A 26,003-nucleotide genomic window follows, 5' to 3' on the forward strand; every position below is an offset into this window, starting at 1 on the left:
GCGATGCCATCCGACAGAGCTGACCGATACCGTGGAAATCTTCAAAGAATTTACCTTCGAATCCGCCCACCGCCTGCCTTTCGTGCCTGAAGGCCACAAGTGCGGCCGCCTCCATGGCCACTCGTTCAAGGTGGCGATCCACTTGAGCGGCGAGGTGGATCCGCATACCGGCTGGATTCGCGACTTCTCGGAAATCAAGGCCATCTTCAAGCCGCTGTACGAGCGCCTGGACCACAACTACCTGAACGATATCCCGGGCCTGGAAAACCCCACCAGCGAAGTCCTCGCCAAGTGGATCTGGAACGAGCTCAAGCCCCTGCTGCCGGAACTCAGCGCGATCCGCATCCACGAGACCTGCACCAGCGGTTGCATCTATCGCGGCGAATGAGCCGACCTGAAACCACCCCACGGGGTGGTTTTTTCATGCCTATGCTTGCCCCACTCCCGCCTCCCGAGCATTCGCGCCATGCCCTCGACCCCACCACCGACCATCCGCCCCGCCGCGCCACCTGACCTGGCCGCCATCGAACGCATCGCCAAGAACGCCTATGCGCCCTATATCGCGCGGCTCGGCCGGGAACCGGCGCCCATGCTCGAGGACTATTCCTGCCTGGTACTGGCCCGGCAGGTCTGGGTCCTGGAGGAGCAAGATGCGATCGCCGGCTTCGTCGTCCTGCTCGATGCCCAGGAAGCCCTGCTGCTGGACAACCTGGCGGTCAGCCCCGAGGCCCAGGGCCGTGGTCATGGCCGCCATCTGCTGGCCTTTGCCGAACGCCAGGCCCTGGCCGCCGGTCACAGTTGCGTGCGCCTCTACACCAACCAGGCGATGACCGAGAACATCGCCCTGTACGGCCGCCATGGCTACGTGGAAACCCACCGCGCGGTGGAGAACGGGCTGCACCGGGTGTACATGAGCAAACCGCTGGACTGAACCGCACAGGAGTTCCCATGCCGCCACGTATCTACCTCGCAGGCTTCGATGTGTTCCGCGCCGATGCGCAGGACCATGGCGAGTACCTCAAGCGGCTGTGCCAGGCCCAGGGCCTGCACGGGCTGTTTCCCCTGGACCACCAGGCACCGCCAGAGCTGTCGCCGGCGGCCACCGCGCAATGGATCTGCCGGCAGAACCTGCAGATGATCCGCGACTGCACGGCGCTGCTGGCCAACCTCAACGATTTTCGCGGCCTGGAGCCCGACTCCGGCACCGCCTTCGAAGTCGGCGCGGCCATCGCCCTGGGCAAGCCGGTGTGGGCCTACTTCAGCGGTCCCGCCACCCTGCGCCAGCAAGTGCCCCACGACGCCTGCGGCCGGGATGCCCAGGGCCTGCTGGTGGAGGACTTCGAGCTGCCGCGCAACCTGATGCTGGCCTGCAGCTGGAGCGGCCTGAGCACCACGGTGCAGTCCGCGATCAGCGAACTCGGGCAATGGCTGGCGCGTACAACCCCGGCTTGATCCCTGGGCCATGACGGTCTAAAACAACTCTCTTCGCCTTGAAGTCGCAGGAGCCCTCCCATGGAAAGCAGTTGGCTGACCCACGCCAAACGCCTGCAGGCCATCGCCTCCACCGGCCTGCATTTCTGCAAGGATGCCCACGATCGCGAGCGCTACCGGGAAGTCGCCGATATCGCCCACCAGATGCTCGCGCAGCTGGGCAACGTACCGTTGGAACGCATCACCGAACTGGTATCGGACTTCGCCCAGCGCTATTCGACGCCCATGGTGGAAGTGCGCGGCGCACTGATCGAGGACCACAAGATCCTCCTGGTACGGGAGATGACCGACGGTCTCTGGGCCTTGCCCGGCGGCTTTGCCGACGTCGGCCTGTCGGCCAGCGAGAACGTGATCAAGGAAATCCACGAAGAGGCCGGGATCGAGGTGGCCGTACGCGGCCTGTACAGCATCCGGCACAAGGCCAAGGGCCCCTACAAGGCCGACCATCGCGATTTCTACAAGCTGTATTTCCTCTGCGACCGGCAACAGCGCCGGGCGCCGGTGGCCGGTAGCGAGGCCAGCGAGGCCGGCTTCTTTGCCCTGGACCAACTGCCGCCGCTATCCCAGGGGCGCACCGTGGAGCGGGACATCCACGAAGCGTTCGACTTCCACCAGGGCAGGACCGCGCGGGTGCAATTCGACTGAGCACCAGCCGATGTAAAGTGAGCTTGACACCGGCATGTCGCTCCACCTAATGTAAAGCTCACTTTACATCAGGAGATCGCCCATGGGCGCCAAGCGTTACCTCGTGGAATTCACCTTGACCCTGTTGGCCTATATCGCCTGCGTGGTGCTCAGCAGCCATTGGCTGGAAGGCATGGCATCGGGCCCGGGCAAGATCGCCCTGGCCCTGGTACCGGTAGTGCCGATGATCGCCATGGCCCTGGCGGTGGTCCGGCAGTTGCGGCGCCTGGACGAAATGGTCCGGCGCGTCCAGCTCGAGGCCCTGGCCTTGTCCTTCGTCTGCACCGCGCTGATCACCTTCAGCTACGGCTTCCTGGAGACCGTCGGCCTGCCCAGGTTGTCGATGTTCTACGTGTGGCCGCTGATGGGCCTGATCTGGGCCCTGGCCACGGTGGTCGGCATGCGGCGCTACCAATGAACAACCAGGTACGCGAACTGCGCACCCGGCAAGGCTGGTCCCAGGCCGAGCTGGCCACCCGGCTCGAGGTGTCGCGCCAGACGGTGAACGCCATCGAGACCGGCCGCTACGACCCCAGCCTGCCCCTGGCCTTCAAGATCGCGCGGGCTTTCCAGATGCCCATCGAAGATATTTTCAGCCCGGACCCGGACTGACCTCTATCGGTGCGCCCTGGCCCGTTGCGCCAGGCTGCGCACCGTTTTACCCCAGCGTGCTTCAACGTCTTTACCCGGGGATTGGCTATAACTGCTGGAGCGCCCCGGCTCCAGCGGCGGCGTCCAGCCATGGCCGTCGAGAATGGCACGGCACCTGCAACACCACGTCGCGCCAATCAAACCAGGGACAGGCCATGACCCAGCACGCACCCGGCAACGACTACCCCTTGAGCGAAGTCCCGCAGCATGCCCGCAAGGGCCTGGCCTCGATGGCCATGGTGCTGCTGGGCTTCACCTTCTTCACCGCGACCATGTTCGCCGGCGGCAAGCTGGGCGTGGCCTACGACTTCCCCACCCTCTTGGCGGTGATCGTCCTCGGCAACCTGCTGCTGGGGCTGTACGCCGCGATCCTGGGCTACATCGCCTTCAGCAGCGGACTCAACTCGGCCTTGATGGGGCGCTTCTGCTTCGGCGAGCGAGGCAGCAAGCTCAGCGACCTGATCCTGGGCTTCACCCAGATCGGCTGGTATGCCTGGGGCACCGCCACCGCCGCCGTGGTACTGGGCAAGTACTTCCAGCTCGACCAGGGCGCGGTGCTGGGGTTGATGCTGCTGTTCGGCATGGGCTTTTGCGCCACCGCCTACATCGGTTATCGCGGACTGGAGCTTTTGTCCTGGATCGCGGTCCCGGCCATGGGCCTGCTGCTGGTGCTCTCGATGTGGACCGCCACCGAGCAGGTCGGCGGGCTCGACGGCCTGCTGGCACGGCAACCCAGCGGCGCGCTGGACCTGTCCACCGCCATCACCCTGGTGTTCGGCACCTTCGTCAGCGGCGCGACCCAGGCCACCAACTGGAGCCGTTTTTCCCGTTCGGCACGGGTAGCGATAGCAGCCAGCCTGATCGGCTTCTTCATCGGCAACGGCCTGATGGTGCTGATCGGCGCCTACGGCGCCATCGTCTACCAACAGCCGGACGTGGTCGAAGTCCTGCTGCTGCAAGGATTCGCCATGGCCGCCATGGCCATGCTCCTGCTGAATATCTGGAGCACCCAGGACAACACCATCTACAACTTCGCCGTGGCCGGCTGCAACCTGCTGCGCACCGACCGGCGCAAGAGCGTGACCCTGGTGGGCGCAGTGATCGGCACCCTGCTGGCGATGCTCGGCATGTACGACCTGCTGGTGCCCTACCTGATCCTGCTGGGCACGGTGATCCCGCCGATTGGCGGAGTGATCATGGCCGACTTCTTCTATCGCTGGCGCGGTCGCTACCCGCGCCTGGCCCAGAGCCAGCTGCCGGCCTGGAACTGGCCGGGCCTGGGCGCCTACGGCCTCGGCACCCTGGCCGCGTTCTGCTCGCCGTGGGTCGCGCCGCTGGTGGGCATCGGTGTCGCCAGCCTGGGCTACATCCTGTTCAGGACGCTCCTGGGCGGGCGCGCGCCGATCGCCGCCGACACGGCTTGACCCGACAGCCACCCAGCGCTGTTGTCTATCCGCTGCGCCGCAGGTCTATCATGGCCCCATCCAGAACATGACCGCCGGACCAGGGCCAGGGCCCGGATCCGGCGGCAACCTTTCCGACCGCCCCGAGGAACCACCCCGATGCTGATCACCAACGCCCGCCTGCGCCACCGTGAAGGCCTGCACCAACTGCACCTGGAACACGGGCGCATCGCCCGCATCCTGCCCCAGGAACAGCAGCCCCCGGTGCCGGCCCACGGCCCGGAGCACCTGGATGCCGGCGGCAACCTGGTGGTACCGCCTTTCGTCGAGCCACATATCCACCTGGACGCCACCCTCACCGCCGGCGAGCCACGCTGGAACATGAGCGGCACGCTGTTCGAGGGCATCGAGTGCTGGGGTGAGCGCAAGGCCAGTATCACCGCCGAAGACACCCGTACTCGCGCCCACAAGACCCTGCGCGCCCTGGCCGCCCATGGCATCCAGCAGGTGCGTACCCATGTCGATGTCACCGACCCCGACCTGACCGCGCTCAAGGCCATGCTCGAGGTGCGCGAACAGGCCCGGCACCTGGTGGACTTGCAGATCGTCGCTTTCCCCCAAGAAGGGATCGAGTCGTTTCGCAATGGCCGCCAACTGATGGAGCAAGCCATTGCCCTGGGGGCCGACGTGGTGGGCGGCATCCCGCATTTCGAATACACCCGCGACCAGGGCGTGAGCTCGGTGAAGTTCCTCATGGACCTGGCCGAACGCACCGGCTGCCTGGTGGACGTGCATTGCGACGAGACCGATGACCCGCACTCGCGCTTTCTCGAGGTGCTGGCCGAGGAAGCTCGCAGCCGCGACATGGGCTCGCGGGTCACCGCCAGCCACACCACGGCCATGGGCTCCTACGACAACGCGTACTGCGCCAAGCTGTTCCGCCTGCTGGGGCACTCCGGGATCAGCTTCGTCTCCTGCCCGACCGAAAGCATCCACCTGCAGGGCCGCTTCGATACCTTTCCCAAGCGCCGCGGGGTCACCCGAGTCAAGGAGCTGCTGGATGCGGGCATGAACGTCTGCTTCGGCCAGGATTCCATCGTCGACCCCTGGTATCCCCTGGGCAACGGCAACATCCTGCGGGTGCTGGAAGCCGGTTTGCACATCTGCCACATGCTCGGCTACAGCAACCTGCAAGGCGCCCTGGACCTGGTCACCGACAACAGCGCCAAGGCCCTGGCCCTGGGCGATGGCTACGGCCTGGAGGAGGGACGCCCGGCGAACCTGCTGATCCTGTCCGCCGACAGCGACTACGAAATGCTCCGCAGCCAGGGCCTGCCGCTGTATTCGATCCGCCACGGCAAGGTGCTGATGCAACGCCAGATGGCCCAGGTGCAGTTGCAGGACACCCCGCTGTAACTCCAGCACCTGGTGTCACGGCCACAGCCTCGCCATGTAGCCGCTGCCGCAGGCTGCGCACGAGCCGCAAGGCCGGCATCCATGGCCTGCCTGATGCACCGCGTCGCCCGTCTTCACGACCGCTGCGCGCCCGGGCACAACCTCGGCAGCTCGGTAGCTAACGGCTACAGGGGCATGCGCTGAGCGGTGCCGAACAGGCTCACGCGATGCAGGACTCCGTCGCGCTCTTCCAGGCGCAACGGCGCGGTGCCGCCCGGCATCACCACCTGGACCTCGCCGGCCTTGACCCAACCCACCCGCCAGGCGGCGCAGGCCACGGCACTGGCACTGGTGCCGGAGGACGCCGTCGGCCCCTCGCCCCGCTCGAACACCCGGGCCACGATGCGTTGCCCCGATTCACGCGCCGCCCATTGCAGGTTGACCCCGGCCGGGCACGGCTCGCCACTGCCCACCGGCAAGGCGAAGGCCGTGGCGGTCAGGCCCTCGGCCAAGGGCGACTCAAGCATCTGCCGGTTGTCCGGCAAGGCGCCGGCCTCATCCACCAGGGTCACGCAATGGGGATTGCCGACCCGCACGAACTGGCTGTATTCCCATTGCGGGTTCAAGGCCTGCAGCGGGCTGACCTGGCTCAGTTGGCGTCCATTGAACGTCACTGCCTCGACGCCCAGGGCCGCCACCGCCTCGGGACCGAACGCCGGTTGCCCGAGATCCAGCCAGAAGCCCTGCACACCCGCCACCTGGGCTGGCTCCACGACCGTGGTCACTGGCGAGAGGCCGGCGCCCTGGTCGTGATGGACCTGCAACACAGTCTGCCCCGGGTCCGGCAGCAACCCTTGCTCGGTGAGGGCCTGGGAGAAGATCGTCAGGCCGTTGCCGCTGCGCTCGGCCAGGGTGCCGTCGGTGTTGACTATCAGCAGGTCGAACGGCGCCGCCTCCTGGAACGGCCCCACCAGCAGGCCATCGCTGCGGTGGGCCTTGGCTCCGGCCGGGCGGCTGCCCGGCGCCCAGTCGCACAAGGCGGCGATGGCCTGCTCGGCCCATAGCCGTCGATCCCGCGCCGCCTGGGCCGCAGTGCCCGGCAGGGCCACCCCCAGGCGCCGCAACGCCGCCGGCGAGACCACGCCATAGATATTGCCCCGTGCATCGTAGAACGCCGCCATCGCCCCATCTCCGAAAAAAACCAGCCGCTGACATTACGACCAATGCCGCGGCTGTACCAGAGGATCGATCAGCGAATCGGCAGGGCCATCGGCCGGATCGGCGCCGCATCGGCACCCCGCAGCTTGAGCGAGGCACCGATGAAGGCGAACTGGTAGACCTTGTCCCGGGCCAAGCCCTCGAGATTCACCAACTCCATGATCGGCGCGCCCTGCATCGCCAGCAGATAGGTGTGCAGTGGCAGGTAGTTGCCCTCGACCTCGGACGGGAAGGTCTCGAAGCTCAGGTTGTCGGCCCCCACCACCATGGCACCGCCCTCTTCCACCAGGAACTTGGCGGCATCCAGGCTCAGGCCCGGCGGGTTGGCCATGTACACCTGGGCGTTCTCGTAGTCACGCATGCGCCCGGTGCGGATCAACACCACATCGCCCTTCTCCAGGGCCACCTTCTGCTTGGCCAGGGCCTGCTTCAGATCGGCGCGGGTCACCCGGTAGCTGTCGGCCAACTGGTCCAGGCCCTTGGCCGCGGCCACATCGATCATCACCCCGCGGGCAATGATCGGTGGCAGCTTCTCGGCCCCGGTGACGTTCCAGCCCCGGTCGCCCAGGTGTTGGTCGGCGCGAAAGCCGTTCCAGATCTTGCCGTTGAGCCCGAAGTGGTTGAGGGCGTCGATATGGGTGCCCATGTGGGCGTACATCGACACCGCCGAACCACTGTAGCTGACGTGCTGGTTCATCGGCTCGCCGACCTGCATCGGGTCGGCGATCACATTGCCGTGGGGGGTGTGGGTCATCCACATCTGGTACGGCGGATCGCCGGCGGCCTGCCAGCTGGGCATGCCGACGAAGTAGTCCACCGCCAGGTCGTAGGCCTGCTCGCCGCTGACCCGGGACATGATCGCCGCTCGCGATTCGGGGGTGATCAGGTTCAGGCGGCCGATCTCGTCCTTCGGCCCCCAGGGGCTGATGCCCACGTCTGGCTGCTGCGCGGTGGCGGCGCTGCAAGCGGCGCTGACGAGCGACAGGGCGAGGACCCCGGGAAGGATTTTCGACATTGCGCGGATACCCATGACAACACTCCTTTGAAATAGAAGTGGCCATGGTATTGGGCGGCTATTCAGAGATAATCAGCCGATTGGTGAATAGATATTCAACTCAAGGGAAACAATATGGATGTACTGATGGCCATGCGCACCTTTCGCCGGGTGGTGGAACGCGCCAGTTTCAGCCTCGCCGCCGCCGACCTCGGGCAGTCCACCGCCGCGGTGAGCAAGCAGGTCCGGCAGCTGGAAGAGCGCCTGGGCAGCTTGTTGATTCTGCGTACCACCCGGCGCATGAGCCTGTCGGAAGCCGGGCAAAGCTACTTCACCGAGTGCTGCCACCTGCTGGACGAACTGGACGCCCTGGAACGCGCCACCCAGGCCGGATCGAGCGAGCCCGGCGGGCGCCTGCGGGTCAACGCGCCGCTGTCGTTCGGGCTCAAGGTGCTGTCGCCGATCCTGGTGGCCTTCATGCAGCGCTATCCGCAACTGCAAGTGGACCTGACCCTCAACGATCAGGTGCTGGATGTGGTGGGCGAGGGTTTCGACGTGTCGCTGCGGATCCGCCGCCAACTGGAAGACTCATCGCTGATCGCCCGCCACCTGGGCCAGGTCGAGCAGGTGATCTGCGCCGCGCCGGCCTACCTCCAGGCCCAGGGCGCGCCGGTGGGCATCGCCGACCTGCACCGGCATCGCTGGCTGGCCTATCGCCTGGCCGAGCACCCCGGGCGCTGGCAACTGGAAGGTCCCGAAGGGCAAACCCGGCTGGAGCTGCCAGTGCACTTCGCGGTGGACAACAGCCTGATGCTGGCCGACATGCTGGTGGCCGGCCTGGGCATCGGCGCCCTGCCCGGCTTCGTCGCCCAACCGCTGCTCGACAGCGGCCAGTTGCAGCGGCTGTTGCCGGAACAAAGCCTGCCCAGCAGGCACATCTATGCCCTGTATCCCAGCCAGAGGCACCTGTCGCAGAAGGTGCGGGTATTCGTCGACTTCCTGGTCCAGGCCCTGCAGCAAGGCTGAGTCTCAGGCGGTGGGGACTTCCAGCCCGACCTTGACCCGGTTCATCGCCACCAGGGTCTTGAAGCGCTTGACGTTGGCGTTGTCGAAGAACAGCTCGCGGGTCAGCTGGTTGTACTGGGCCATGCTGCGCACGCAGAAGATCAGCACGAAGTCGCACTCGCCGGCCACGTAGTAGCACTGCTGGACCTGGGGACAGGCCTGGAAGCTGCGCTTGAGCGCATCGAGCTGGTCGACCCGCTCACTCTCCACCTCCACCTCGACGATGATGCTCAGCTCATGGCCCAGGGCATCGGGGGCGACCACCGCCGTATAGCGTTCGATCACCCCTTCCTCGGCCAGGCGCTTGAGGCGCCGGTTGACCGCTGCGGTGGACAGGTTGACCCGCAACCCCAGCTCGCTCTGCGCGGTGCTGGCATCGCGCTGCAGCTCGGCGAGCAGCTTGAGGTCGTAGGCGTCGAGGCTGGTGGTCATGATGGGGCTCCGGGTACGGCAGGCATGGGTGGAATGATATTGCGCGACGGCGCGCGATTATGCGTAACCGACGCCCGGCCTGCGCAAGTTTATTCCGGCCCTGCGAGCTGGTTCGGTGGCAGCTTCAAGCACTTGCCGGCTCCTGCTCTGCGTCCGGAGGAAGGGTTGCCCGGGCAGCACGGCACCTGTTCCACACCCCTGGGCTGATCGACCGCGACGCTCATCGCGAGCAGGACTGGCCTGGTGATTTCTGCAACCTTGGCTCGCCAGATTTGTCACAATCCCCGACTCGGCCGCATGGGGTGCCCTGCGCTACCTGGCGGCCGGCAACGAACGGCTCGACCGCAGGCGGCCGGCTAATCCGCCGCCGTGGGCGGTTCAGGCAACCGCCCCATGGCCGGCCCTGGATGTCCGTTCGCCCATGCTCCTGATCAATATTGAAGACGCCACCGACACCGCCCCCACCAGCACAGGGTCGGCGAAACGGCACGATCGGCGGCCCCCCGCACGATGCCCGGCCAGCAAGGATTTTTATGACTGCCAGCAACACCCACTTCCAGGCCACCCCCGGCCGCCTCGAACAGATGTCCACCCGCGTGGCTTATTTCATCGCCGGGTTCGGCATCGCCGCCTGGGCTCCGCTGGTGCCCTACGCCAAGAGCCGGGCCGGACTCGACGAAGGCACCCTGGGCCTGTTGCTGTTGTGCCTGGGCGTGGGCTCGATCCTGGCGATGCCCATCGCCGGCGCACTGGCCGCGCGCCATGGTTGCCGGCGGGTGATGGCCGCCGGCACCTTGCTGATCTGCATTGCCCTGCCCTTGCTGGCGACCCTGGCGTCGGCGCCGTCGCTGATGTTCGCCCTGTTCATGTTCGGCGCCGGGCTCGGCACCGTGGACTCCACGGTCAACCTGCAAGCGGTGATCGTCGAACGAGCCAGCGGCAAGACCATGATGTCGGGGTTCCACGGCATGTTCAGCCTCGGCGGGATCGTCGGCGCCGCCGGCGTCAGCGCCTTGCTGGGCCTGGGCCTGTCGCCCCTGGGAGCGACCCTGGTGGCGGTGGTGCTGATGCTGCTGGCCCTGGCCAAGTCCGCGCCGCACATGCTGCCCTACGGCAGCCAGAGCTCGGGACCAGCCTTTGCCGTGCCCCACGGCGTGGTGCTGTTCATCGGGTGCCTGTGCTTCGTGGTGTTCCTGGCCGAAGGCGCGGTGCTGGACTGGAGTGCGGTGTTCCTCACCGCCGAGCGCGGCCTGGACACCGCCTACGCCGGCCTGGGTTATGCGGCCTTCGCCCTGACCATGACCGCCGGGCGCCTGACTGGCGATGCCATCGTCCATCGCCTGGGCGCCCGTCGGGTGATCCTCATCGGTGGTGCCACCGCGGCGGCCGGCATGCTGCTGGCCACTCTGGCCCCGGCCTGGGAAGCGGCGCTGCTGGGGTACGCCCTGGTCGGCGCCGGGTGCTCGAACATAGTGCCGGTGCTGTACACCGCGGTGGGCAAGCAGAAGGTCATGCCCGAGGCCATCGCCGTCCCGGCCATCACCACCCTGGGTTACGCCGGCATCCTCGCCGGGCCGGCGGTGATCGGCTTCATCGCCCATGGCAGCAGCCTGAGCGCGGCCTTCGGCCTGATCGCCGCGGCGCTCTTGGCAGTGGCCGCCAGCAGCAAGGTGCTCAAGGTCTGAACCCCCGGCCATGTAGCCGCTGCTGAGCCTGCGAAGCTGCGCACGGGGGCGCAGCATCCGCAGGCCTCGCACCCGGCCGTGCCAGGCCCGACGCGCCGACGACACCAGCGTCTGCTGCGCAGCCGTACGCAGCCTGCGGCAGCGGCTACACGAAGCCAGCCGGGCGGCACGTCTCAGAAACCGACGCTGGCCTGGACGAAGAAGGTCCGTGGCGCGCCCACGTAGATCCCCGAGTTGTTGTCGCTGGAGCGGGTGTAGTACTGGCGGTCGAAGACGTTCTTCACCCCAGCGCCCAGCTTCAGGTTCGACAACTGCGGGCCGAAGTCATAGCCACCACGGATGTTCCACAGCACATAACCGGGCATGTCGCCGTACTGGCCGTCGGCGCTGCCCTCAGTGATGTAGTTGCCGGTGAAGTTGCCGTTGCTCTTCACCCCGGTGCCTGGCGAACGCTGCCCGGACTGGGCGAAGGCATCGATGTTGTAGGTCCAGTGGTCGATGTCGTAGCGCAGCCCGAGGGTGGCCACCTGACGCGAATAGAACGGCAGGTCGCGGCCCTTGAAGCCGGGGATCTCGCCTTCGTAGCTGGCTCGGGTATAGGTGAAGCCGGCGCTGGCGGTCAGCCCTTGCAGCCGTGGGTCCAGGGCAGCGAGATCGTAGTGCATGGAGGTTTCCAGGCCCTGGTGCTTGGTGGCGCCAAGGTTGGTCCAGCCCACGTCGTTGCTGATGTATTGCAGTTCATCGTCGAAGTCGATGTAGAACAGGGTCACCTCGCCACCCCAGACATCGTCGTTGTAGCGCGTGCCGATTTCGTAGGTCTTGGCCTTTTCCGGGCTCAGGCCGTTGGCGGTCTGGTCGCCTTGGCCGCCCTGGCCCAGCTGGAAGTACTGCAGGCTGCCGAAGGAGGTCTCGTAGTTGGCGAACAGCTTCCAGGCGTCGGACAGGTGGTACATCACGCTCAGGGCCGGCAGCGCCTCGTTGCTGTCGATGCTGCGGCGCTTCTCCTGGACCCGCACGCCATCGGTGCCCGGCACCGGCCGGTCATGCCAACGGGTGCTGATGTCCTCGAAGCGGATCCCCGGGGTGATGGTCCAGTTGCCGACGTCGATCTTGTCGTCGATGTAGTAGGCATGGGCCTCGGTGCCGCCGGTGCGATCCTGGTAGACGTGGCCATCGGAATCCTTGGTCAGCACCGGCTGGTTGTTCACCAGGGCCACGCGACTGGCCTGCTCATGCATGCCTTCCTTCAGGTAGCGGTAGCCCAGGCTGACCTCCTGGGTGGTGGGCCCGAGGTCGAACACATGGGACACCCGGGGCTCGATGCCGAAGGTGTAGTAGGTGCGCGGGTAGGACACCAGGGTCTTCTGGTCGCGGGCGGCGATGTTGCTGCCGCGGAAGCTGTCGGAGTAGTAGGTCAGCACCTCGAACTGGGTACGGTCGTCCACCTGGCGCAGGTACTTGAACGACACATCCTTGCGCCGGCCACTGAAGTTGTCCCAGTCCCGGTCGGAGTCGTAGGGGTGGGCGTCGTACTGCTTCTGGGTCAAACCGCCGGGCATGTCGGCGGTGGCATCGTAGTAATGCAGGTTCAGCGAGAAATCGTCCTGGTCCGTGGGTGCCCAGTGGGTCTTGAGGATCACGTCGTCGATGTCGTTGCCATTGTTGCGCTCGCGGTAGCCGTTGCCATTGACCCCGGAATACAGCAGCGCCACCCCCAGGCCGTTGTCGGCGGTACCGCCCAGGAACGCCGTGTCGATGTGCTTCCAACCGCCGCGCTGGGAGGTTTCCAGGGTCGTGCCGATTTCCCCGGTCGCCTGCTCCGGGATAGCCCGCGTCACGAAGTTGATCACCCCACCGACGTTCTGCGGTCCGTAGCGTACCGAACCGGCGCCGCGCACCACATCGATGCTGTCCAGGTTGCCCGAGGAAATCGGTGCCATGGACAACTGCGGCTGGCCGTAGGGCGCGAAGGCCGCCGGCACACCGTCGATCAGCACCGTGGAGCGCGGCGACAGGCGCGAGGTCAGGCCGCGCACGCCGACGTTCAGGGCGATATCGCTGCCGCCGGTACCGTTGGCGTCCTGCACCTGCACCCCCGGTACCCGGCGCAACACATCGCCGACGTTCATCGCGCCCTGCTCGACCATGGCCTCGCGGCGGATCACCGTGCGTGCTCCCGGATGGTTCTGGACTTTCTCGGCATCGGCATCGGCCAACCAATCGCCCACCACGCTGATACTGGTGGAATCCAGTTGCAGGCTACCGGCGGCGGCAGCCGGGGCCGGGCTCAAGGTCACCGAGCTGCCGTCGATCCGGTACTGCAGGCCACTACCCTGGAGCAACTGGCCCAGGGCCTGCTCCGGGGAGAGGTTGCCGTCCACCGCCGGGGCCTGCTTGCCGGCCACCAGCTCGGGGCTGAAGAACAGTTGCAGTGAAGTCTGCAAACCCAGCTGGCCCAGGGCCTGGCCCAAAGGCTGGGACTGGATGTGGATGGCATTGGTGCCCTGTGCGGCCTGGGCCTGGGGCAATGCGGCCGACACCGCCAGGGCCAGCGCCAGAGGCAGCCAGCGGCGGGTGGGCAACGGTGATACGGCAGGAAGAACGGTTATTTTTGTCACGTCGGCGGCTGTCCTGTGGATCGCACCAGGGTGCGTCTGTTAATGCAAACCAGTTGCGTTGGACAAGAAGACGACGAACTGAAAAAAAACCTGAATCTAACGGGAAAAAATTTCCTGGCTGCCGTCGGCCCGGGTGCGTACCGCCACCGGCAGGATGCTCGGCAGGGCTTTTAGCAGAGCGTCGGTGTCATCGGACTTGAATACGCTGGTCAGGCGCAACTCACCCAGCGCCGGGCTGGCCAGGTGCAACGGCTGCTGGCGGTAGCGCGCGACCTCGGCCAGCACATCGGCCAGCCGGGCGTTGTCGAACACCAGCTTGCCGTGGCGCCAGGCCGTCGAATTCTCGGGATTCACCGCGTAGGCCGTGGCCACCCGGCCCTGGGCGTCGACATGGGTCCCAAGGCCCGGGGTCAGGGTGATGAAGTCATCGGCGCCAGCCTGTCGGCCCTGGACCCTGACCCGCCCCTGGGCCACCACGACCCGGGTCTGTTGCGGGTCGCGGCGCACGTCGAAACGGGTCCCGGTCACCGTGACCTTGCCCGGGCCGGCATTCACCACGAAGGGTCGGGCGCTGTCGTGCTCGACGCTGAACAGGGCCTCGCCCTCCTCCAGCTCCACCAGGCGCTGGTCCTGGGCATAACGGACCTGAAGCCGGCTGCGGCTGTTGAGTTCGACCTGCGAGCCGTCGGGCAAGGCCACCAGGCGCCGCTCGCCCAGGGCGGTGGCGAAGCTGGCGCTATAGGAAGTCGTCGGGCCCAGGCCGCTGAACGTACCCAGGGCCACCGCCACGGCCAGCACCGCAGCGGCCGCGGCGACACGCAACCACGGGCGCCGCCCGCCGGTAGCCGCAGGCTCGGCGCACAGGGCCCGCAAACGTGCCGCCGGCACCAGCTCGGCAGCGGCCCACAACGACTGCAGCACTTGCCACTCATGGTGGTGTTGCGGGTGTTCGGCCAGCCAGTGCTGGAAATCCGCCTGTTGCTCCTGGCTCAGCCCGGGCTCTTGCAGGCGCACGAACCACTGCGCCGCCTCATCGCGAACCTTGGCCTGTCCACAGGCACAAGCGCGGCTGTCCATCATGCGGATTCCTGTTTGGCAGAGGGTGAAGAAACCTTGCGACTCATGGCAGCGGCCCATCCAGGCGCTCGCGCAGGTGCCGCAGGGTGCGGATCATATACTTTTCCACCATGTTTTTTGACAGCCCCAGGCGCTCGGCGATCTCGGCCTGGGTCAGGCCCTCGATCTTCTGCCAGACGAACACCTTGCGGCAGTTCACCGGCAATTCGCCCAGCGCCCGCTCGACGGACGCGGCCAACTGCAACGCATGCATGAAATGTTCAGGATCGCCGCTGGGCGACACGCCAAGCTGGGCCTGGTGTTCTTCCAGGCCGGCGCGCCGGTCTTCACGGCGAAAAGCATCCACGGCGATATTGCGCGCGGTCTGGTGCAGGTAGGCCCGCGGCTGTTGCACGCTGGCGGCGTCGGACTCCAGCACCCGGACGAAGGTGTCGTGGGCCAGGTCCTCGGCCTGCTGGCGATTGCGCAAGCGCCGGGTCCAGGTACCGATCAACTCTTCGTAATGCTCGAAAAAGCCTGGTCTGCGGGGCGGCTTGGCTGTCATCGCGATGCGCTGGAAAGGTGGGGCGTGAATAGTAATGCTTCGCATTAATGCCGGCAATGGACTTGCCGACCGCTCGCCTCCTAACGGCTATAGAACCTTGGCGGTTCGACGAACAGGTGGGTTTGCCCGGCCACCAGCCAATCCCCCAGGCACGGTTGCAGGTGGGCCAGGCAGTGCAGCAACTGCCACGCCTGGGCATAGGGAAAGTCCAGCAGGCGCAGGCTCAGCCCCATGTCGCCCGGCCTTCGCGGACGCTGCGCAAGCGCAGGCACCAGCCAAGATTGAGCCCGGCGGCGGCCAGCAGGATGGCCGCGCCACCCAGGACCTGCAGCCAACCCAGGCGATGGCCGAAGACCAGCCAGTCCACCAGCACCGCCACCAGCGGATAGATGAACGACAGGGCCCCCACCAGCACCGTGGACAGCCGCTGGATGGCGCCATAGAGCAAGGTCGACATCAAGCCAGTGTGGATCACGCCGATGGTCACCAGGTAGAACCAGGCCTCGCCGGCGGGCGCTGGCAGCGAACCCAAGGCGAAAGGCGCGCTGAGCAGCATGCCGAGCAGCATCTGCAGCAGCACGATCAACGGCGCCGGGACTTCGCGCAGATGCTTGGTGGTAGCCGCGGCGATGGCATAGAAGAAGGCCGCGCCCAGGGCCAGGAGGATGCCAAGCAGGTAGTCGCCGCCGACCATTCCCGAGGCAGGCCGGGCACCGACGATGAACAGCATTCCGGCGAAGGCCAGGGCCAGCCAGCCGAGCTTGCCCGGCGTCAGGCGCTCACCGAACAGCAATGCCCCAAGGCCCACCAGCATGAACGGCTGGGTGTTGTAGACCACGGTGGCCACGGCGATCGACGCCTGGCTGTAGGCGCTGAACAACAACACCCAGTTGAGCATCAGCGCGCAACCACCCAGGGCGATCAGCGCCACCTGGCGCCCGCTCAAGCGCAAGCCTCGCAACAGGCCCAGGCCGGCGCAAGCCAGCAGCATCGCCAGGGCCCCGAACACACAGCGCCAGAACACCACCACCCAGGGCGCCTGTCCCGAGCCCACCACCAGCCAGCCCACGGTGCCGGAGATGGCCATGGCCGCGAGCATTTCCAGGGTTCCGCGAGTCTTGGTCTGCATCCTGTGCTTCCTGTTGGCAGGCGCCCGGGCGCGACCCGGTATGAGAAACTCCAGGGCACGGCGAGCAATAGTCATTAAAACGAACAATAGATCGACATAATGAACAGAGCGAATTATGCCCGTCAAGCACTTCAAGGATGATTTAATAGACGATATGAACGATAAAACGAACGAAATGAACGAACTGTCCCCCATCGGCCTGCTGGCCCACGCCATCAAGCGCGAGCGCCTGAACGCCGGGTTGTCGGTCTCGGAACTGGCCAAGCGCGCCGGGGTGGCGAAGTCCACCCTGTCGCAACTGGAAGGCGGGGTGGGCAATCCCGGCATCGAGACGCTGTGGGCCCTGGCCATGGCCATGGGCCTGCAAGTCACCAAGTTCCTGGAGCAGCCCGCCCCGCAACTGAAGGTGATCCGCGCGCAAGAAGGCATGACCGTGCACGCCGAAGATGCGCCCTATGCCGCCACGCTGCTGGACAACTGCCCGCCCGGGGCGCAGCGCAACCTGTACCGGGTGCTCGCCCAGCCCGGCCGGCCTCGACAGTCCAGCGCCCATCCACCGGGCACGGTGGAACATGTCTTGCTGTGCCGCGGACGAGCGCTGGCCGGGCCGCTGGAACAGCCGCTGAGCCTTGAGCCCGGCGACTACATCAAGTACAGCGCCAGTACCCCGCATCTGTTCGAAGCGCTGGAACCGGACACCCTGGCCCTGGTCGTGATGGAACATCCCTGATCAGCGCAACGCGCTTGGACGGCACAGGTATTTATCTGTGCCGTCGAGTCTGGAATCATGCCCCTCTCCCTACAGGATCGAGCCCCGATGCCACTTCTACCGCGCCTGGCCACCACCCTGCTCGGGGTGCTGCTGGGCAGCCTGGCCGCCCACGCCGCCCAGGCTCCCGAACCGCATATCTACTACAGCCTGGTGCCCGGGCATTACCTGTTCATCGGCAAGGAGCCCGACGGCGGCCCGACATATTCCGGCACGGCGGTGATCCGCTTCGAAAACCAGGCCCTGACCCTGATCAAGACTCTCAATGGCCAGACCACCACGGCCATCGGCAAGGTGGAGCGGGCCGTGATGGGCGAGGCCGAAGTGTTGCGCTTCAGCTGGCCGGGGCACAGTTCCACCTGCCTGGTGCGCGGCGACCTGGACAACTACTCGCGCCTGACCTGCTACTGGATCAAGGCCGGGATCGAGCACCTGGAGCCGGGCCTGGAAGCCTACTTCCCGACAGAAACCTGGCCCGGCCACCAGCACGAGTGATGCCCGCCCCTACCAGTTGTGCTGGTTGTTGCGTGACGGGGTGAGCAGGCGCTGGGCCAGGTGCGCCGCCGCCAATGGCGATGCGCTGTGCAACAGCGGATACCCCCAGAACTTCTCGTAATTGCCGGCAAAGGCCTCGACCCCGGCCTGGGCCTCGGGCTCCGGGGCGACCACGATCATCGCCTTGATCCAACGCCGCAGCGCCGCCTTGTGGCGCTTCATCCACAACGATCCCTGCTTGAGCAAGGCCAGGCTCTGCTCGCTGGCGCGCTCTTGCGGATCGGGCATGCCCTCGCTCAACAAGACGAAGGCATGGCCACGCTCCATGAGTTGCTCGAGTTGCTGGAAGGGGTCGGTTTCAAGGCCCGGACCAGGGGCGGCGTGACGCATCCAGACCAGGGGAAAATGCTGGTGATCGAAGTACATGGGACACCTCATGATGGCTTTCAAACAAGAATGCTTATCATCTTCGAGAGGCAATCTGTCCACATCAGTCAATATCGACAAGTTATTGATCAATCCAGCCAAAGATCACCACCAGGCCGCCGCGTCGTATAGCCGCTGCCGCAGGCTGCGCACGGGCGCGTAGCACCGGTAAATCCCGGGTGTCCAATCGGGCGGGCGCCGCCTCGCAGGCTCGGCGGCTACAGGAACAGGTGTGAAGCGAAATTACAGGTCGCTGTCCAGGACCTGGCGGCGCTCGGCGAAAAAACGCCCGGGCGGCTGGCCCACGGCCTTCTTGAACATGCGGATGAAGGCACTGGCGCTGTCATAACCCAGGGTCAGCGCCACCCGCTCCACCGAATCGCCGCGCCCCAGTTGCTTGAGCCCCAGCAGGATATGCAGCTGGCGCTGCCAGCGCCCGAAACTCAGGCCGGTTTCGGCCAGGATCAAGCGGCTCAGGCTGCGCTCGCTGAGACCGATCAGCTCGCCCCACTGCTCCAGGCTCAGGCGCTGCTGCGGCTGTTCGAGAATCTGCTGGGCCAGGCGGCGCAGTTGCCCATGCCGGGGCATGGGCAGGTGGATCTGCTCCCGTGGGGCAACGGCCAGCTCGTCCAGGGCCACCGCCATCAATCGCCCCTGGGCGCCATCCAGGTCGTAGAGCTGCGGCAACTGCGCACAACGGCGCAACAGCTCCTGCAACAAGGGTGAGACCGCCAAGGTACAGCAGGCAGCGGGCAGGCTCCGAGCCTGTTCCGGCTCGACGAACAGGCAGTAACCCTGGGCATGCTCCAGCCCCTGGACCCGGTGCGCGACCGCGCTGGGAATCCATACGGCGCATTGCGGCGGCGCCAACCACAGGCCCTCGGCGCTTTCGCAACTGAGCACCCCGGCCAGGGGGAACAACAACTGCGCCTTGCGGTGGCTGTGCCAGGGTCGCTCCCAGCGCTCCTCCTGGGCCGAGATGCGCAAGGCGCAAACCGGACGCGGGATGGCGTCCGGGTCCTGAAGTTCATCCTGCTGGTCGAATTCGAGCATCTCGCTCCCTGCAACGGTTGCATCGGTTGCCCGCCGCCCCTGTGGGCTGCATGGCAAGGCCGGCCATTGTGCCGGGGGGCCAGTCCTTAGCCAACCACGGCGCGGCCCCAGGCGGGGCTAGCGGTAGTAGCCATAGCGGTAGCAGCAATGATGATAGTGCCCGGGGTACACCACGCAGCCGCCCAGGGACAGCAGGGTGGCCATGACCAACAGCAGTGCGATACGACGCGACATGATCGATTCCTCGTGGGTTGCTCGGTATTGCCGGAGGATGTGCCCCGGATACGCCTTGAACGTCCCGGCCGCGGCCTTTCCGTCGCCCTGGCGAGAAACTTTCTCGCCGTTGCCAGGCTGAATCCGGGTTGAACCATCCGCCAAAAAATATTTCATCGCGCCGCGACGGATTGCGCCGCCATCTATCGTTGAACCCATCAGCTGCGTTCATCAGCCAACGCAGGTCTGAAGGAGTCATCATGAAGCTCGCCCGTTTCCTGCTGCTGGTCCCCCTGGCGTTCAGCGCCCTGGCCAGCAGTCCCTCGTTCGCCCAGACCGTGATCATCCAGCAAGCCCCGCCCCCCCTGCGCTACGAAGCAGCACCCGGGGCCCGCCCTGGCTACGCCTGGGATCGCGGCCATTGGCGCTGGCATGGGCGTGGCTACGCCTGGGTGCCGGGCCACTGGCAGCCGGTGATGCGCCGTGGCCAGTGGGTCCCCGGGCATTGGCAGGCCCGAGGGCCGAACTGGTACTGGATCGAAGGCCACTGGGTCCGCTGAGCTGTCGTCACAGGAACTGCCCCGCCACCGGACCGAGAACCGCCCATTTGAACGACACCGACCCGGACCTGGAACTGCTGGCCCGCATCGGCAACAACGAAGCCCAGGCCGTGAAAGAAATGGTCACCCGCAAGCTGCCGCGCCTGCTGGCCCTGGCCGGCCGCCTGCTGGGAGATGCCGACGAAGCCCGGGACATCGCCCAGGAGAGTTTCCTGCGGATCTGGAAACAGGCGGCCAGTTGGCGCAACGAGCAAGCGCGCTTCGATACCTGGCTGCACCGGGTCGCGCTGAACCTGTGCTACGACCGCCTGCGCCGGCGCAAAGAACACTTGAGCATCGATGCCGAACAGGCCGTCGAGCTCGCCGATGACGCGCCACTGCCCCTCGCCCAGCTGGAAGCCGAGGCCGAGGACCGACGCATGGCCTGGGCCCTGCAGCAGCTACCGGAACGCCAGCGTGAGGCGATCGTCCTGCAGTACTACCAGGAGCTGTCCAACATCGAGGCCGCGGCGCTGATGCACATCAGCGTCGAGGCCCTGGAAAGCCTGCTGTCGCGGGCCCGGCGCAATTTGCGCAGCCACCTCGCCGAGCCCCCCGGCGCGGACCTCTCAGGAAGGAGAACACCATGACCCCCGAACGTTTTGTGCAGCTGGCCGACGCCTATGGAGCCGACCTGGGTCGCTGGCCCGCCGGCGAGCGTGAGGCCGCCCGCGAAGTACTGGACTCGGGCCATCCGCAGGCCATCGCGGCCCTGCAGCAGGCGGACTGGCTCGACCGCCGCCTGGACCGCCATCCGGTGCCCAAGCCGAGCCCGGAGCTGGTCCGGCGCATCATCGCCAGCGCGGCGCCCTACCAGCGTCGCGCCTCGTTCTGGGGGCGTCATCACACCTGGCTGGCGTCCCTGGGATGGGCCGGAGTGGGCCTGAGCGGGATAGCCGCAGGCATGCTCGCCGTGGCCCTGAGCCTGCCGCTGCCGCATTCCAGCGAAGCCCTGCCCAGCGTCTTCGACCAGAGCGACGCGGAATTCGTCCTGAGCATCAATACCGAGGAGGCCGAGCAGTGAACCTGTCCCCACGTCCCTGGAAAACCTTCCTGGTGCTGTCGCTGCTGCTCAACGTATTCCTGATCGGCGGTGTGGCCGGCGGGCTCTACCAGTGGTTGGGCCAGCCCCGGCCGGTGCAGGCCCTGGCCGTCCCCCAGCACGGCCTGCGCCAGGCCATGGCGCAACTGCCGCAGGAACGCCGGCGAGAATTGCGCCAGCTGTTGCGCCAAACCCGCAACGACAGCCAGCCACTGTTGCTGGCCGGGCGCGAGGCACGCCAGGCGGTGGTCCGCGAACTGCAGGCCGAGCCGCTGGACCGCAACGCCCTGGACGCCGAACTGGGCAGGTCGCGGGACGCTGACATGGCCTTGCGGGCTCGGGTCGACGAAGCCCTCGCGCAATTTGCCGGCAGCCTGTCGCTCCAGGAACGCCAGCACCTGGTGGAATCGATGCACCTGCGGGGGCCTGGGAAAAACCGCGCGGCACTGGGCAACTGAACCACCAGCGACGGAATTCCTGCTGCCCCACGTTCAATCAGCAACGGCCCATCAATGTGGCGGGCCGGCTATTCATATTCAGGAAACCTGACCATGTATCGCGTCCTGCAAAGCCTTCTGATCGCCACCCTGCTCGGCACCACCCTGGCCGGTTGTGTCGTTGCCCCGGCGCACCCGCGTCGGCCACCCCCGCCGATCGTCGAAGTGGTACCGGTGGCGCCAGCACCGGGCTACCACTGGGTCGCCGGGCATTACCGCTGGCGCGCTGACCAATGGGTCTGGGTACCCGGCCATTGGCGCTACTGAACGATGGGACAGTGCTTGGGCTAGCGACAGCAGCGACCGCAAGTACAAGGTGGCCTGGTCGATCGCTGAAGGCCCCGCGGGCCTTGGCCCAGCCTCGCAGGCTCGGCAGCGGCTAGGGGGCAGCCTGCTCCAGCAACCAGCCCTTGAAGATGCTCATGGCCGCGGTTTCCGTGCGGGATTGCAGGCGGGTCAGCCAGTAGCTGCCGGTGACGATGCCCACCGCAAAGGGTTGCTCTATCGCGCCGCTGGCCAGTTGTCGCTCGAACATCATCGGCGGCGCCAGGGCCACGCCCAAGCCTTGCAGGGCCGCTTCGAGCATGCCCAGGGACGAATCGAAGACGATGCTTTGCGGCAACAGCGTATTGCTCCCGAGGCCCGCGGCCTCGAACCACTGCGGCCATTCATCGGTGCGATAGGAACGCAGCAGGGTCTGGCCCAGCAAATCCGCCGGGGCCTGCAACTGGCGGGCGATCTCCGGCACGCACAACACCGACAGCGGCGCTTGCATCAACTGCAACGCCTCGGTGCCGTGCCAGGCCCCGCTGCCGAAGCGGATGGCATAGTCCAGGCCCTCGGCGGCCACGTCCACCCGGTTGTTGTTGGTGCTCAGGCGTAGATCGATATAGGGAAAGCGCGCCTGGAAATCCCCCAGGCGTGGCAACAACCAGCCCACGGCGAAGGTGCCCACCGCCCCCACCGTCAGCACCTCGCGATAGTGGCCGCCATCGAAGCGCCCCAGGGTCTGGGCGATGCGGTCGAAGCATTCGCGCAGCACCGGCAGCAGCGTCTCGCCCTCGCTGGTTAGCATCAGCCCCCGGGGCAGGCGCTTGAACAGGGTGACGTTGAGCTGGGCCTCCAGGCTCTTGACCTGGTGGCTGACGGCAGCCTGGGTCACGCACAGCTCGATGGCCGCGCGGGTGAAGCTCAAGTGACGCGCGGAAGCCTCGAAGGCGCGCAGGGCATTGAGGGGTAGATGAGGTCTGAGCATATTAGAGCCTTAGTTTTTCTAATGGCTAGCGCGAGATATCGTCGTTTGTCGATCCTCCGCAGACTGCCTAAATTTGGCGTCGCTCGTGCGACCTGCACGCTGTCCTTCCCTGCCAGGAAAGATCCACGGGCCTTGCGCAGCGGAGCGTTCAAACCGCTCACGCAAACCGCAGAGCCGCTTGAAAGCCTGCGGCCAACACCACTAAAAAACATGGAAAACCAATAATCATGCGGCAAACAACCTTGACTGGATTGACCATGATCAGCGCCTGCGCGCTGCTCGTCCTCGCGCCCCGCGCCCTGGCCGAAACCAGCCCCGAGCACGCGCTGAAAGCCACGGTGGATGCCACCATCCGCCCCCTGATGCACCAGCAGGGTATCCCCGGCATGGCGGTGGCGATCATCGCTGGCGGCCAGCGACATTACTTTAACTACGGCATCGCTTCCAAGGACAATCAGCGACCGGTGGACAATGACACCCTGTTCGAGGTGGGTTCGGTGAGCAAGACCTTCACCGCGACCCTCGGCGGTTATGCCCAGGCCAGCGGCAAGCTGGCCCTGCAAGACCCCGCCAGCCAGTACTTGCCGGCCCTGCGCGGCAGCGTCTTCGACGGCGTCAGCCTGTTGCAGCTGGCCACCTACACTGCTGGCGGCCTGCCGCTGCAGTTCCCCGATGAAGTCCAGGGCGAGGCCAAGACCCTGGACTACTACAACACCTGGAAACCCCGCTTCGAGCCCGGCACCCAGCGCCAGTATTCCAACCCCAGCATCGGCCTGTTCGGCTACCTGGCCGCCCGTAGCCTGGGCCAGCCATTCGACCAGTTGATGGAAGGCTTGCTGTTTCCCAAGCTGGCCCTCAAGCACAGCTACCTCCACGTGCCCAAGGACCAGCTGGAGCACTACGCCCAGGGCTACGACAAGCAGAACCGGCCAGTACGCGTCGGGCCCGGCCCCCTGGACGCCGAAGCCTACGGGGTCAAGACCAGTGCCCCGGACCTGCTGCAGTTCGTTGCCGACAACCTGCAACCGGGGCAGCTCGACGGCACCCTGCAAAAGGCCCTGGCCAGTACCCAAAGCGGCTACTACCAGGTGGGCGACATGACCCAGGGCCTGGGCTGGGAGCGTTATGCCTACCCCGTGCCCCTGGCGCGGCTGATGGCCGGCAACTCGACACCGATGGCCCTGGAGCCGCATCCGGTGCAATGGCTGACCCCGGCCCAGCCGCCCAAGGCCGACGCGCTGTACAACAAGACCGGCTCCACCAACGGCTTCGGCGCCTACGTCCTGTTCGTACCGGGCCAGCAGGTGGGCATCGTGCTGCTGGCCAACAAGAACTACCCCAACGAGGAACGGATCAAGGCCGCCCACAAGATCCTCGACGCCCTGGATAGCCCACGCTAAGGGCGCCCCTCGACGCCCCTCGAGCCAGGCGCCACGGGCCGGCAACGGCTACGTGGCGCCTGGCTTGTCGCCTTGGCCAAGGCGCCTAGACTCAATGAATCCCCTCGACCGTTTACCCAGGCAAGGTTGGCCAACGGCGGCTCGGCTGTACCAAGACCGAGTCCGCAAACCCGCAGATTTGCAGGCGCAGGCTTGCACGCTGAACCTTCCACGCCGCTTTCCGGTCGATAACTGCAACCGGGCCCGGGTTGCCAGCGTGCTGCAGGCAACCGGCCAGGTATCCAAGCCGCCGGAGAGACGCCCCGTGATCACGACAATGCAAATCGCCAGAATCAAAGCCTGGGGCGCCCATGGCTTCACCGCTACCGGAGTGGTCAGCGCCCTGCTGGCGACCCTGGCGCTGTTCGACAACCAGCCCAAGGCCTGCCTGCTGTGGCTGGGAGTGGCGCTCTTGGTGGATGGCGTCGACGGTTCCCTGGCCCGCAAGGTCAAGACCAGTTCGGTGCTGCCCAACATCGACGGCTCGGTGCTGGACCTGGTGATCGACTACCTGACCTACGTGTTCATCCCGGCGCTGTTCATCTATCGCTACATTCCGCTGCCGGAATACAGCGCCTTGCTGGCCACCTCGCTGATCCTGCTGTCGTCGCTCTTGTGTTTCTGCAACGTCAACATGAAGAGCCACGACAACTACTTCCAGGGCTTTCCCGCCGCCTGGAACGTAGTCGCGCTGTGCTTCTACCTGATCGAGCCGGGCCCCTGGACCACCCTCTTGAGCATCTTCGTCCTGGCTCTGCTGACGGCTACCCGGGTGCAGTTCCTGCATCCGTTCCGGGTCCGCAAGTGGATGCCGGTGAACATCATCGTGACCTTCGTCTGGCTGCTCAGCGGCGCCTTGCTGATCCTCGGCCACCCGCAGCACAACCCGGCGATCATGGGCCTGTGGCTGGCCGCTTCGGCCTACTTCCTCGGGATCTGCCTATGGCGCTCGGCGCAGGAGTGGCTGGGCAAGGGGGCTTGAAGCGACGCCATCAACGATGGCTTTGGAGCCGTAAGGAGGCTAAGGCCTCCTTTGATCGTGCCTGCGCCAACAACTTCCATTCAGCCCATGATGCGTATCCGGTAGGCTGTCGACCACGACTGCCGAGCCAGGAAAGACATGAGCCATCTACCACTGATCGATCTTTATCCCATCAGCGATGATCCACCTTCGCCATGGGAAGTCAGCTTGCATCAAGCAGCTCTCCAGAACGGCTGGCCCACCAGGCCACTAAGAGAACAGCAGACCGTCAACGATGCCCGGGAGCTGGTCATCCATACCCTGCACAACTACTCACTTTCGGGAATCATCAGTGAGCTGCGCCGCCAGCTCAACGCCCACCCCCATCTGCGGCAGGCCAAGTCGGAAATGCCCTACCTGAAGGACTCCGAACCACTGCGGCAGTATCAAAAAGGCTCGGACAAGTTTCCCTTGGCGACGCTGAACGATGAAGTCAGGCGCCACGGCAAACTCCTGGCTCCGCGCCAGGTACTGTTCCACGGAGGGTCCTGCGGGCCAGTTGATGTCGGATCTTTCGTCACCAACCGGCCGTTATCGACCTCGCTCTGCCCGCAGATCGCTGCCTGGCACGCCTATAACGATCGGCTACCGAACGCCAACCCCGATCCCGCGATATGGATCCTGAACGCCCCCTATGGCAACAAAAAAGCGGTCATCTATCGCAAAGGCGGAGCAGGAATGGAAAATGAACAGGAGGTTCTGGTCGAGTCGGGGGCCACCATCAGCCCCTGGCGCCAGTTCAACGTTCGTACTTCATCGGCCAACGTTCTGGTGATCGAAGCGATCTTGACCTGATAGGAATGGCTCG

At 66.0% G+C, this 26,003-nt stretch carries 31 protein-coding genes; 20 read left to right on the forward strand and 11 right to left on the reverse strand.

Going from position 1 to position 26,003, the window contains the following annotated elements; genetic code table 11:
* The first annotated feature begins 31 nt into the window (after window positions 1-31).
* The 8 genes from queD (at window position 32) to codA (ending at window position 5,645) form a co-directional block, all read left to right on the forward strand.
* A complete protein-coding gene (queD, locus tag C4K40_RS20905) occupies window positions 32-388 on the forward strand; it encodes a 6-carboxytetrahydropterin synthase QueD (protein ID WP_022639769.1) in 357 nt (118 codons plus the stop codon).
* A 78-nt stretch (window positions 389-466) separates the two neighbouring features.
* Window positions 467-931, forward strand: coding sequence for a GNAT family N-acetyltransferase (locus tag C4K40_RS20910; protein ID WP_022639770.1), 465 nt, complete (start codon window positions 467-469; stop codon window positions 929-931).
* 17 nt (window positions 932-948) lie between these two features.
* The gene (locus tag C4K40_RS20915; RefSeq protein ID WP_022639771.1) at window positions 949-1,452 is read left to right on the forward strand and encodes a nucleoside 2-deoxyribosyltransferase; all 504 of its coding nucleotides are present in this window, start codon (window positions 949-951) and stop codon (window positions 1,450-1,452) included.
* Between the two features lie 60 nt (window positions 1,453-1,512).
* Window positions 1,513-2,136, forward strand: coding sequence for an NUDIX hydrolase (locus tag C4K40_RS20920; protein ID WP_022639772.1), 624 nt, complete (start codon window positions 1,513-1,515; stop codon window positions 2,134-2,136).
* Window positions 2,137-2,218: 82 nt separating this feature from the next.
* Window positions 2,219-2,593, forward strand: coding sequence for a hypothetical protein (locus C4K40_RS20925; protein ID WP_022639773.1), 375 nt, complete (start codon window positions 2,219-2,221; stop codon window positions 2,591-2,593).
* Window positions 2,590-2,787 carry a helix-turn-helix transcriptional regulator gene (locus C4K40_RS20930; RefSeq protein ID WP_022639774.1) on the forward strand — a complete coding sequence of 66 codons (198 nt, stop codon included), beginning with the start codon at window positions 2,590-2,592 and terminating at the stop codon, window positions 2,785-2,787. The genes C4K40_RS20925 and C4K40_RS20930 overlap by 4 nt, the downstream gene beginning before the upstream one ends.
* Window positions 2,788-2,981: 194 nt before the next feature.
* Window positions 2,982-4,250 (forward strand): cytosine permease, encoded by a 1,269-nt coding sequence (gene codB, locus C4K40_RS20935; RefSeq protein ID WP_053137355.1) that lies wholly within the window; start codon window positions 2,982-2,984, stop codon window positions 4,248-4,250.
* Between the two features lie 138 nt (window positions 4,251-4,388).
* Window positions 4,389-5,645, forward strand: coding sequence for a cytosine deaminase (gene codA / locus C4K40_RS20940; protein ID WP_053137352.1), 1,257 nt, complete (start codon window positions 4,389-4,391; stop codon window positions 5,643-5,645).
* Between the two features lie 164 nt (window positions 5,646-5,809).
* Here codA and C4K40_RS20945 read toward each other — a convergent pair whose 3' ends face one another.
* Together C4K40_RS20945 and C4K40_RS20950 are read right to left on the reverse strand one after the other, a co-directional pair.
* The gene (locus C4K40_RS20945) at window positions 5,810-6,805 is read right to left on the reverse strand and encodes a DeoR family transcriptional regulator (RefSeq protein ID WP_053137349.1); all 996 of its coding nucleotides are present in this window, start codon (window positions 6,803-6,805) and stop codon (window positions 5,810-5,812) included.
* 68 nt (window positions 6,806-6,873) lie between these two features.
* The gene (locus C4K40_RS20950) at window positions 6,874-7,872 is read right to left on the reverse strand and encodes a cyclase family protein (protein WP_022639779.1); all 999 of its coding nucleotides are present in this window, start codon (window positions 7,870-7,872) and stop codon (window positions 6,874-6,876) included.
* Window positions 7,873-7,971: 99 nt separating this feature from the next.
* Here C4K40_RS20950 and C4K40_RS20955 point away from each other — a divergent pair, with 99 nt between their 5' ends.
* Window positions 7,972-8,862, forward strand: coding sequence for a LysR family transcriptional regulator (locus C4K40_RS20955; protein WP_053137346.1), 891 nt, complete (start codon window positions 7,972-7,974; stop codon window positions 8,860-8,862).
* Between the two features lie 3 nt (window positions 8,863-8,865).
* Here the strand turns inward: C4K40_RS20955 and C4K40_RS20960 are convergent, their stop codons facing one another.
* A complete protein-coding gene (locus C4K40_RS20960) occupies window positions 8,866-9,333 on the reverse strand; it encodes an Lrp/AsnC family transcriptional regulator (protein WP_022639782.1) in 468 nt (155 codons plus the stop codon).
* Between the two features lie 533 nt (window positions 9,334-9,866).
* On the opposite strand from C4K40_RS20960, the gene C4K40_RS20965 reads away from it, so the two are divergent.
* A complete protein-coding gene (locus C4K40_RS20965) occupies window positions 9,867-11,018 on the forward strand; it encodes an MFS transporter (protein WP_053137343.1) in 1,152 nt (383 codons plus the stop codon).
* A gap of 173 nt (window positions 11,019-11,191) precedes the next feature.
* On the opposite strand, the gene C4K40_RS20970 is transcribed toward C4K40_RS20965, so the two are convergent.
* From C4K40_RS20970 to C4K40_RS20985, 5 genes are all read right to left on the reverse strand, one after another.
* Window positions 11,192-13,636 carry a TonB-dependent receptor gene (locus C4K40_RS20970; RefSeq protein WP_053137341.1) on the reverse strand — a complete coding sequence of 815 codons (2,445 nt, stop codon included), beginning with the start codon at window positions 13,634-13,636 and terminating at the stop codon, window positions 11,192-11,194.
* Between the two features lie 96 nt (window positions 13,637-13,732).
* Window positions 13,733-14,716, reverse strand: a complete 984-nt coding sequence (locus C4K40_RS20975; RefSeq protein ID WP_053137339.1) for a FecR family protein — start codon at window positions 14,714-14,716, stop codon at window positions 13,733-13,735.
* 40 nt (window positions 14,717-14,756) lie between these two features.
* Complete coding sequence (locus C4K40_RS20980) at window positions 14,757-15,257, reverse strand: RNA polymerase sigma factor (RefSeq protein ID WP_053137336.1); 501 nt, start codon at window positions 15,255-15,257, stop codon at window positions 14,757-14,759.
* 80 nt (window positions 15,258-15,337) lie between these two features.
* Window positions 15,338-15,490, reverse strand: coding sequence for a hypothetical protein (locus C4K40_RS31635; RefSeq protein ID WP_022639787.1), 153 nt, complete (start codon window positions 15,488-15,490; stop codon window positions 15,338-15,340).
* Entirely contained in the window at window positions 15,481-16,386 is a 906-nt protein-coding gene (locus C4K40_RS20985; protein WP_053137333.1) for a DMT family transporter, read from the reverse strand. Before C4K40_RS20985 ends, C4K40_RS31635 begins: the two co-directional genes overlap by 10 nt.
* A 154-nt stretch (window positions 16,387-16,540) precedes the next feature.
* Between C4K40_RS20985 and C4K40_RS20990 the strand changes: the two genes are divergently transcribed.
* The gene (locus C4K40_RS20990) at window positions 16,541-17,116 is read left to right on the forward strand and encodes a helix-turn-helix domain-containing protein (protein ID WP_053137330.1); all 576 of its coding nucleotides are present in this window, start codon (window positions 16,541-16,543) and stop codon (window positions 17,114-17,116) included.
* Window positions 17,117-17,203: 87 nt separating this feature from the next.
* Complete coding sequence (locus C4K40_RS20995) at window positions 17,204-17,650, forward strand: hypothetical protein (RefSeq protein WP_022639790.1); 447 nt, start codon at window positions 17,204-17,206, stop codon at window positions 17,648-17,650.
* A 9-nt stretch (window positions 17,651-17,659) separates the two neighbouring features.
* Here C4K40_RS20995 and C4K40_RS21000 read toward each other — a convergent pair whose 3' ends face one another.
* Together C4K40_RS21000 and C4K40_RS21005 are read right to left on the reverse strand one after the other, a co-directional pair.
* On the reverse strand, window positions 17,660-18,076 hold the full coding sequence (locus C4K40_RS21000) for a hypothetical protein (protein ID WP_053137327.1): 417 nt from the start codon (window positions 18,074-18,076) through the stop codon (window positions 17,660-17,662).
* Window positions 18,077-18,319: 243 nt separating this feature from the next.
* Window positions 18,320-19,129: a helix-turn-helix domain-containing protein gene (locus tag C4K40_RS21005; RefSeq protein WP_022639792.1), complete on the reverse strand. Its 810-nt coding sequence runs from the start codon at window positions 19,127-19,129 to the stop codon at window positions 18,320-18,322.
* 473 nt (window positions 19,130-19,602) lie between these two features.
* Here C4K40_RS21005 and C4K40_RS21010 point away from each other — a divergent pair, with 473 nt between their 5' ends.
* The 5 genes from C4K40_RS21010 to C4K40_RS21030 all read left to right on the forward strand — a co-directional run bounded on the left by C4K40_RS21010 (window position 19,603) and on the right by C4K40_RS21030 (window position 21,747).
* The gene (locus C4K40_RS21010) at window positions 19,603-19,902 is read left to right on the forward strand and encodes a YXWGXW repeat-containing protein (RefSeq protein WP_053137324.1); all 300 of its coding nucleotides are present in this window, start codon (window positions 19,603-19,605) and stop codon (window positions 19,900-19,902) included.
* Window positions 19,899-20,531 carry an RNA polymerase sigma factor gene (locus tag C4K40_RS21015; protein WP_256224249.1) on the forward strand — a complete coding sequence of 211 codons (633 nt, stop codon included), beginning with the start codon at window positions 19,899-19,901 and terminating at the stop codon, window positions 20,529-20,531. The genes C4K40_RS21010 and C4K40_RS21015 overlap by 4 nt, the downstream gene beginning before the upstream one ends.
* Window positions 20,528-20,965 carry a hypothetical protein gene (locus C4K40_RS21020; protein WP_053137321.1) on the forward strand — a complete coding sequence of 146 codons (438 nt, stop codon included), beginning with the start codon at window positions 20,528-20,530 and terminating at the stop codon, window positions 20,963-20,965. The genes C4K40_RS21015 and C4K40_RS21020 overlap by 4 nt, the downstream gene beginning before the upstream one ends.
* Window positions 20,962-21,441, forward strand: coding sequence for a periplasmic heavy metal sensor (locus C4K40_RS21025; protein ID WP_022639797.1), 480 nt, complete (start codon window positions 20,962-20,964; stop codon window positions 21,439-21,441). The genes C4K40_RS21020 and C4K40_RS21025 overlap by 4 nt, the downstream gene beginning before the upstream one ends.
* A 93-nt stretch (window positions 21,442-21,534) precedes the next feature.
* A complete protein-coding gene (locus C4K40_RS21030) occupies window positions 21,535-21,747 on the forward strand; it encodes a YXWGXW repeat-containing protein (protein ID WP_053137318.1) in 213 nt (70 codons plus the stop codon).
* Between the two features lie 112 nt (window positions 21,748-21,859).
* On the opposite strand, the gene C4K40_RS21035 is transcribed toward C4K40_RS21030, so the two are convergent.
* Window positions 21,860-22,735, reverse strand: coding sequence for a LysR substrate-binding domain-containing protein (locus C4K40_RS21035; RefSeq protein ID WP_022639802.1), 876 nt, complete (start codon window positions 22,733-22,735; stop codon window positions 21,860-21,862).
* Window positions 22,736-22,962: 227 nt separating this feature from the next.
* Between C4K40_RS21035 and ampC the strand changes: the two genes are divergently transcribed.
* The 3 genes from ampC to C4K40_RS21050 all read left to right on the forward strand — a co-directional run bounded on the left by ampC (window position 22,963) and on the right by C4K40_RS21050 (window position 25,990).
* Window positions 22,963-24,135 (forward strand): class C beta-lactamase, encoded by a 1,173-nt coding sequence (gene ampC / locus C4K40_RS21040; protein ID WP_053137315.1) that lies wholly within the window; start codon window positions 22,963-22,965, stop codon window positions 24,133-24,135.
* Window positions 24,136-24,439: 304 nt separating this feature from the next.
* A complete protein-coding gene (gene pcsA / locus C4K40_RS21045; RefSeq protein ID WP_053137528.1) occupies window positions 24,440-25,156 on the forward strand; it encodes a phosphatidylcholine synthase in 717 nt (238 codons plus the stop codon).
* Window positions 25,157-25,294: 138 nt separating this feature from the next.
* Window positions 25,295-25,990, forward strand: a complete 696-nt coding sequence (locus C4K40_RS21050) for a hypothetical protein (RefSeq protein ID WP_053137312.1) — start codon at window positions 25,295-25,297, stop codon at window positions 25,988-25,990.
* The last annotated feature ends 13 nt before the right edge of the window (window positions 25,991-26,003 follow it).

Origin of the sequence: Pseudomonas sp. CMR5c, assembly GCF_003850545.1 — a bacterium.
Classification (GTDB): Bacteria; Pseudomonadota; Gammaproteobacteria; order Pseudomonadales; family Pseudomonadaceae; genus Aquipseudomonas; species Aquipseudomonas piscis.